The sequence below is a fragment of the Anabaena sp. CCY 9402-a genome, assembly GCF_963920945.1.
In the GTDB taxonomy this organism is placed as follows: Bacteria; Cyanobacteriota; Cyanobacteriia; order Cyanobacteriales; family Nostocaceae; genus Trichormus; species Trichormus minutissimus.
This window is the reverse complement of sequence record NZ_CAWUDL010000137.1, coordinates 1-7,724: the sequence shown is the minus strand read 5'-3', so window position 1 is coordinate 7,724 and position 7,724 is coordinate 1. Positions and strand designations below refer to the sequence as shown.

Sequence of the window (7,724 nt, the reverse complement as noted above, 5' to 3'; positions counted from 1 at the left end):
TCCGATTCACTCAGCCCTGCTGTGTTATCTTGCATTGCTTAGTCTAAACTCCAGTAGTTAGGTTCTATCGCACTGACGCACCCTACCCAACCAACAATTGCGGATAATTTATTTTTTGGTGTTCCCTTAATTTGTCATGGGCTGATCTACAAGACACGGAGTTATGCTTGCAGTATTAGGTAAACCTATGAAATTTGCCTTTCGCGAAACCGTACTAGCGTTCTAAACTAAATATTGTTCCTACTGCCAACCTGCACTAATTCAGAGAAACTGTCCATGCAACTCCTGAAAACAACCGACAAAGACTTTACTCCCCAATTTAAAGCCCTTGTAAATAACCGCCGGGAAGCTACGGTTGATGTTAGCGGTACAGTACACGATATCCTAGCTGATGTAAAAGTGCGCGGTGATGCCGCAGTTAAGGATTACACGAGTCGGTTTGACCATTTCAGCCCTCATTCTCTGCGGTTGAGTGAAACTTTCATGGCTGAACAAGCTGCCAAATGTCCGGCTGAAGTCAAAGCTGCATTAGAATTAGCTGCTGAACGTATAGGTTCTTTCCACGAAAGGCAATTACCCCAAGACATTGGTTACACCGATACCGTAGGGGTAAAACTCGGTTTAAATTGGGTTTCTCTGTCACAAGTCGGTATTTACGTTCCTGGAGGACGCGCTAGTTATCCCAGTTCTGTATTGATGAATGCACTACCTGCCAAAATCGCCGGTGTAGAACGCATTGTAATGACTGTACCCATGCCTCGCGGGGAAATAAATCCCGCAGTATTGGCAGCTGCCCAAGTTGCTGGCGTGACAGAAATATATAGTATCGGTGGGGCGCAAGCAATAGCAGCCCTCGCCTATGGTACAGACAGCATTACCCCTGTAGATAAGATTGTCGGCCCTGGTAATGCCTATGTGGCTGAAGCCAAGCGTCAGGTATTTGGGACTGTGGGTATAGACAGCATCGCCGGGCCTTCTGAAATTTTGGTTGTAGCCGACGACAAAAATAACCCCGAATGGATAGCCTGGGATTTACTCTCACAAGCAGAACACGACCCCAGCGCGCAGTCAATTTTAATTACCGACTCTGAAACTTTTGCCCAACAAGTTATAGCCGCAGTTGAGCAAGTTATTCCCCAGTTATCTACAAAAGAAGCAGCTAGCACCAGTTGGGAAAAGCATGGTGCAGTCATTATTGTGAACGATTTGGCAGACAGCATCTCTTTATTAAATCAACTAGCTCCCGAACACGTAGAATTGTGCGTAGACAATCCCCAATTACTAGCTAGTCAAATTAAGTGCGCTGGTAGTTTGTTTTTGGGACGCTACACCCCAGAAGCGATTGGTGATTATTTAGGCGGCCCCAATCATGTCTTACCTACATCCCGTTCCGCCCGTTTTGCCTCTGGTTTAAGCGTCTACGATTTTGTCAAACGCATTACCTATTTAGAATGTAATCAAGCAGCATTGCAAAAAGTTGGTCAAGCAGCAGTTACTTTAGCAGAAGCCGAAGGTTTGCCCGCCCATGCCGGTAGTGTGGCAATACGACTGCAATCAGGTTATTAAAAGCTGAGAACCCCAGTTTATAGCATAAACCGGGGTTCTCAAATTTCAAAGTTATCATAAGTAAAACAAAATGGCCATAAATTAAAGTCAAAATCACCTTAATTTATCAATTAATAATTACTGTCTCACGTTACTCGTTTGAGTTTTGAGATAGTGAAATCCACAAGTAAATGCTAGACAGATAGGCTACAGCTATAATGCATATCTTTGATATAAATTCAAAATCATTCATAACCTTAAATGATATTTCTAGTGGGTGAGGAGTTGACAAGTTAAATGGCTAAGGTTGAAATTGTGCATTCCTATACTGGGATGCAGCAATAACAAACTTTCATCCAAATTTTTGGATGATGTGAAGATAATTAGATCACTAAATTGATGAATTTTCTCTGGTGGGATTAATTTATGTGTAACTAACCCCAAAGGATATATGTCATCAATTTACATGACAAATAGATGTAGCTATAGCATGGATTTCGGGAAGTAATTCCCACCAGCTAGATCATCAAATTAAAGACAGCATAGGAAAATGTACCTGTAAGTAGCTGTAAGCTCCAGAAAATTAAATAAAAATTCTGGTTACTATTAGCCAATCAGGGAATAGCCCATTCCGACTTATTTATTGATCAACATTCCTCAACTCTGTTGAGGTAGATGGCTACGAAACAGTGATGAATTACACTAGCCTATTAATGACTAACTTTTCACCAGAGTTTCTCTAAGCTACTAACCCTCAATTGCTGTATGTAACTAGTTAAACAAAATTAATCGTTGATCGCTCTGGACTAATTATTGGTAAGAGCTAAAGCCCCTTACTACAAGCTTGCGTTTAATTTAGTTTTTCTACTGCATCAGCAACGTTAACTAGGCAGTTAGCATTAGTTAGCCCAATGTATGACTGCTATCGCTATGTTTTGAACTACCGTTCTTCTATATTAAACCAAACTAGCAAAACTCAACAAAAAATATCATGGAAAAATCAAGTAGTAATTATACTTAACAGAATATGATTGATCATCTAGAATTTCGCTGAAAAATTGATTTGTTAGGCAAAAAAGTGGGAGTACGACTATTTTTATTGGTATTTACGACAAACCAATGTAAAGAAATATATGACTCATAGCTAGCAACTCATGCCAAATATCTGAGAAAAATATTTCACCTGCTAGAGAATAAAGCCATTCGGGTATGGTAGTAATGATTTGCTATGACCGTACAAATACCAATCTGGAATAATCCAAGGTTTTGTGTACGATCGCTGGTTCAACCTTTTTGTAATTCCTTGAGCGAAAGGTAGTGATTATGAGCAACTATGAGCAGATTTTTGAAGCAAAAAACACCACAGAAGAATCCCTAAGTCCACAAGAAGCCGTAGCGGCGATCGCGCTGGTGAGTGCGATCGCTGATTCTTCACTGGAAGAAGTCGATTCTGAAGGGTTAGCAGGTATTCTCTGGGAGTTTGAGGTGTTCGCCGAATTTTCAGAAGATGAAATCGTGGAAATCGTTGATGAACTCATGGCGATCGCCGAAGAGGAGGGAGTCGGCCCCTTATTTAACACAGCAACTCAGTCCTTACCTGAAGAAATGGTTTGGGATGGCTTCGCGGCTGGAGTCGTTATTCTTTTAGACGAAGAAGAACTCATAGTTCCCACAGATAAACAGCCTTACCTGAAAAAACTTCAGGAAGCTTTGAAACTAAAGGATGAAGAAGCACAAGAAATTATTCAAGAGGTAATTGCGGCTTTCCAAGAACCAGACGATGATGAATTTCTAGATGACGAAGATGACACAGTAGTTGTGGGAGACTCTAATTAAAAAATTTACCTCGTAAGTATTTTTGCTTGTTGATTGCTGAGTGCTGAGTAAATTAGAAAGTATAGGCTTACGCCCCGTTACGCTAACAGCACTTTTCACTCAGCCTTCTTCATTGATCAAAACGGCGAATACTGTACCGAGAAGTACAATCCATTTTCTTGCAGCGATCGCTTTTCTCCCTCTACTGATGTTAAGGGAATACCCCAATCTAGCCGGGCAAAGAAGTTATTGCCCTGTTTCCACAGCAATCCTAACGCAGTACCAAATAACATACTTGGGGATGGATTATCTCCTTTAATATTCCAGCCTTTGCCTACGTCGATGAATGGAGTCAGTTGTAGCACTCCTCCCAGATTGGCAGCACGCAGAATCGGCAACCGGAATTCAGCCGAAAGCAATAGGCCATTATCAGTAAGTAATGTATCTTGACAATAGCCCCGCGCACTTACCTGTCCACCCAGACCAAATTGCTCTCAAGATACGAGAGAATTTGCTGCAAGTTGTAAATCACTCCTAGCTAACAACAGCGTGTCTGGTGCGAACTGTCTTACCCACTGCGCTTGTCCGCGCCAGGCGAAAAAGCGACTATCTGGGGCATCTTCATTGACATTAGCATCAAACCAATCAGCCCCCAGACTAAATTGCGATCGCGCTGCAAAAAACTTGCTGATTGCTGCGTTGGGTATACTCCTGAATCAAACGCAGGGCAGACATATTGGTTTTTCCGTCTGCATCTGCACCGACGGATAAAGGAAACCCACCAATATTATCAAGACCTAACTCTGTTTGGCTTTCTTGGCGCGAGAAAGATAGCCCCACCGCTAATTCTTGGGTTGGCTTTTGGATTAGTGGTTGGCGATAGCCAAATTGGTAAGACTTAGTGTTAGATTGAATATCCAGGACAGTGAATGGTTCTTCAATGACACGATTCCACCCTTGGTTAAAACCAAACGAGACAGTCCCATTGTGAGCATTAATTGGTAGTGTGTAATTCAAACTGATGGTATTACTGCCATCGGTATTGGTGTAGCCTAAATTCAGCGTGTCCCCTAAACCTAATAAATTCCCTTCTTGCAGATCCACACTCCGACGAAAACTGCCAACACTAGGCGATCGCCCATTATCTAAAGTTGTTGTCAGCGAGAAAGTATCGGCTTCTTGAACCTCCACTTGCAATATATTGCTTCCGGGATTTACACCCATCTGCAACTCGGCTGACAGGTTTTGAATGCGCGGATCGAGGCGAAGCAGTTGCAGCTTTTCCATTAAGCGCGGTAGATTCAGAGGTTTGTTCGCACCAATGCGGATGCGATCGCGAATGTATTGACTACGTAATCGCCGATTGCCGACGACTTTAATTTCTGACAAACTGCCCTCTACCACTTGAATTTTGATGACTCCAGCTTCTACAGTCTGCGGTGTAATTAAAGCCCCTGTTGTTACATAGCCGTTATCAGTGTATGGCTTAGTGATGGCATCTTTGACTTGCAATATCTCTGCAAAGGATACCTCCCTTCCCACAAAGGGAGCAGTAATAGGGGCAAACTGTTCTGGTGAGAAAACTGTACTACCAACAACTTCAATCTGATCAACCCGAAATTTGGACTGAGCATCATCTTCTCCTAGGGTGGGCTGATCATCTGGTAGTTGCACAGGAGGCAGTAATTGCTCCTAATTTGATGGTTGCGGTAACAGATCCGATGGTAAAGGAGTAATAGGAATATCTTCTAACCGACAAGGCGGTGAAGTTGGAGAATTAGAAGTTTGGGCGATCGCAGTAACATTACTGCAACAGCTGGTAGTTTAGGAGATGGTGGTAATATCAACATCAATGCACCCATTATTACTGGATTAGAAAACAGTGACATTACAGCATTTCCGGCTGTTATGAGGTACAGTAGCAGCAATTAGCAAACCAGTTTCTTAAATGTTGAGGATTTATTAAATCAAGCGCAACTGAAATTATTTGATCTACCATTTTTGTTGTGGTCGGTGATTAGAAACAATGCAACAATACTGCAACTAGTTCCTTGAGGCATCCAGATGATTCTACAAGATGAACTGTTAGCAGATGTAGCAGATTAGCGGTAAGCGAAGCCATGCTGTTAGGCTTATCGTATTCACGGGTGTACTCCAGTTAGCTGGAGGAGTCGGTGCAGAAGGTTTTGAAGTTGCTCGCGAGGCTGAACCGACGCAATCTTTTGCAAACCTCACTTTACATAATCTTTATGAAAAATTTATTTCTAAAGATAGGTACATAAGTGTAATGTTGTATGGTGATACATTAAATTTTATTTTTACGGTGATAAATTAGTGCAATATGATTGAAGATTTTCAAGTTCAAGAACTGTTAATTGCGATCGCTGTTCGGCAACAAAACCTAGCATTTTGACCGCAGATTTTTTTCAAGTATACAGGGATTGTCCCCGGTGATTGGGAATTAGCTAGACCACCAGTTTTAACTAATACTACTGCTCAGGTTGTTTACCAGAATGGTGTGAGCATAGTTGTATAGTTCAATAGAGTCATTTTTGCAGAAGCGATCGCCAATAAAGAAGTGAGCGATGTACAAATTCCAGCGATCGCACGTAAGTATATTCAGACAGTCAAACAAGTTAACTATCAGGGCGTGAGAATTAACTTACGAGAACTTGCATCTTACGAGCTAAAAAACTTGAGCGCACGCAATTTTACTTTTAGTAAACTCCTCCAGGCTGGAGCATGGCAATATTTTGGTTCTGCGCCTGTGGAAGCTTCTGTGCGGTTAGTTTACACACTGGATGAAACACAGCTATAGATATTAATGAAGTGCAATTACAGTATCCAGACCAAACTTCTAAGCCAGCAGTTTTGTTTTCGGCTAACTTCAGTCGTGCCATTAATGCAAGAAGAACCAACAGCACGTTTGGCGGCTATAGGTGCAGTGATTGACAAGGGTAAAAGTGATGTAAAAACGCTCAAAGAGCTTGTCAACAGCAAGTTTTTGAATGAGCAAAGCTATCCTATCAATGCAGCAGCAACTGATCTGCCTCAGTTTTCATCTATGGCAGCAGAGCAATTCATCATCTTTCATAATTACTAATAATCTATGAAAGAAAACTATCTGAATGGTAGTCATTATTTTGTTAGCTTAAATAATTTTGTAATTTTTCTCTAGTACAGGTTTAATTATGCAGACACCTAAAATCATTTTCGGCGAGATCCTCAATTTAGAAAATCTCATCCTCGATTTAAACGAGATCGTGGGGACAGCAATTATCCGCTCAGTAGATTGGCTGTCCCTGTTTGCAGCCAGTGATAGCTTTGAAACTAACTTATCGTTGGCCTTTGGAAATAGCTTTGATACAGATGTGGCGGAGGGTTTACGCCAGAATTTGCTTGAGAGAACATTTGAACTGCCAACTATTGAAATTCGCTCTGCGCTAGAACTCAATGGTGCGAATGGAGCTTATGCAGCAGCATCGCGGAAAATTTATCTGTCCGCAGAATTTCTGACTGAGAATGCCAACAATCTTGACAAGGTTGTGGCTGTGCTGTTGGAGGAAATCGGTCATAATTTTGATGTGCAGCTTAATGATACCGATAGTCCTGGTGATGAGGGGGAAATTTTCTCGGCACTGGTACGGGGTGAAACATTAGATGAGCCGCAATTGCAGGTATTACAGTCTGAGAATGATACTGCAACGATTGTCTTAGATGGGCAGTCTGTTCAAGTTGAGATGGCTAACCCAACAATCTATGTGACTACTATAGAAGACGAGAATGATATTGATTCTGGAGGAACAGGATTATCGTTACGTGAGGCGATTCTTATAGCTGAATCTAAACCAGAACAACATAACATTATAGATTTAAGTAGAGTTTCTGGAACTATTAGTCTCGGTAGTTCACTGCCCCGTATTACCACAGATATCAGCTTTATAGGTGATGGAAATGATACCATTAGCGGTTTTAAATCCCCTTCTTTTATCTTTAACCAAATTTTCACAATTCAATCAGGAAACGTCACATTTTCAAACCTCACCATTGCTCAGGGACTCGCATGGGGTGGTTTTGGCAGTAATGGCGGTGGTGGTGGACTAGGCGCAGGAGGTGCGCTGTTTATCGACAGTGATGATGATGGTAATGGTGGTAATGTCATTCTTGATAATGTAACCATTCGCAGTAGCAGGGCACTTGGAGGAATTGCCGCAGGTAATGCTGGAAGAGGTGGTGAAGGTGGTAGGGTTGGTGATGGTGGTGGTGGTAGAAGTGGTGGTGGTGGTGGTAGCAGTGGTGGATTGAACGGTAAGTAGCTAAACAAAATTAATTACATAGTTTTTACCAAATTCTCGGAGAATTTT

Annotated in this window: 6 protein-coding genes and 1 pseudogene; 6 read left to right on the top strand and 1 reads right to left on the bottom strand. The window is 41.9% G+C overall.

Annotated elements, in window-relative coordinates; all coding sequences use genetic code 11:
• The first annotated feature begins 276 nt into the window (after positions 1–276).
• Both hisD and ACM0OR_RS27240 read left to right on the top strand, forming a co-directional pair.
• Positions 277–1,566, top strand: a complete 1,290-nt coding sequence (gene hisD / locus ACM0OR_RS27245) for a histidinol dehydrogenase (protein WP_414579528.1) — start codon at positions 277–279, stop codon at positions 1,564–1,566.
• A 1,302-nt stretch (positions 1,567–2,868) separates the two neighbouring features.
• Positions 2,869–3,381: a tellurite resistance TerB family protein gene (locus ACM0OR_RS27240; protein WP_414579527.1), complete on the top strand. Its 513-nt coding sequence runs from the start codon at positions 2,869–2,871 to the stop codon at positions 3,379–3,381.
• 116 nt (positions 3,382–3,497) lie between these two features.
• On the opposite strand, the pseudogene ACM0OR_RS27235 reads toward ACM0OR_RS27240, so the two are convergent.
• Positions 3,498–5,154 (bottom strand): annotated as a pseudogene (locus tag ACM0OR_RS27235) (ShlB/FhaC/HecB family hemolysin secretion/activation protein).
• Here ACM0OR_RS27235 and ACM0OR_RS27230 point away from each other — a divergent pair.
• The 4 genes from ACM0OR_RS27230 (at position 5,146) to ACM0OR_RS27215 (ending at position 7,676) form a co-directional block, all read left to right on the top strand.
• Positions 5,146–5,292: a hypothetical protein gene (locus tag ACM0OR_RS27230; protein WP_414579526.1), complete on the top strand. Its 147-nt coding sequence runs from the start codon at positions 5,146–5,148 to the stop codon at positions 5,290–5,292. The pseudogene ACM0OR_RS27235 and the gene ACM0OR_RS27230 overlap by 9 nt on opposite strands.
• Before the next feature lie 646 nt (positions 5,293–5,938).
• Positions 5,939–6,178: a hypothetical protein gene (locus tag ACM0OR_RS27225; RefSeq protein WP_414579525.1), complete on the top strand. Its 240-nt coding sequence runs from the start codon at positions 5,939–5,941 to the stop codon at positions 6,176–6,178.
• 84 nt (positions 6,179–6,262) lie between these two features.
• Positions 6,263–6,463 (top strand): hypothetical protein, encoded by a 201-nt coding sequence (locus tag ACM0OR_RS27220; protein ID WP_414579524.1) that lies wholly within the window; start codon positions 6,263–6,265, stop codon positions 6,461–6,463.
• Between the two features lie 88 nt (positions 6,464–6,551).
• Positions 6,552–7,676 carry a hypothetical protein gene (locus tag ACM0OR_RS27215; RefSeq protein WP_414579523.1) on the top strand — a complete coding sequence of 375 codons (1,125 nt, stop codon included), beginning with the start codon at positions 6,552–6,554 and terminating at the stop codon, positions 7,674–7,676.
• Positions 7,677–7,724 lie beyond the last annotated feature (48 nt).

What these genes read in the sequence shown, in the direction of transcription:
- hisD (WP_414579528.1), top strand. Translation starts at nt 277, where the DNA reads ATGCAACTCCTGAAAACAACCGACAAAGACTTTACTCCCCAATTTAAA.
- ACM0OR_RS27220 (WP_414579524.1), top strand. Translation starts at nt 6,263, where the DNA reads ATGCAAGAAGAACCAACAGCACGTTTGGCGGCTATAGGTGCAGTGATT.
- ACM0OR_RS27215 (WP_414579523.1), top strand. Translation starts at nt 6,552, where the DNA reads ATGCAGACACCTAAAATCATTTTCGGCGAGATCCTCAATTTAGAAAAT.
- ACM0OR_RS27240 (WP_414579527.1), top strand. Translation starts at nt 2,869, where the DNA reads ATGAGCAACTATGAGCAGATTTTTGAAGCAAAAAACACCACAGAAGAA.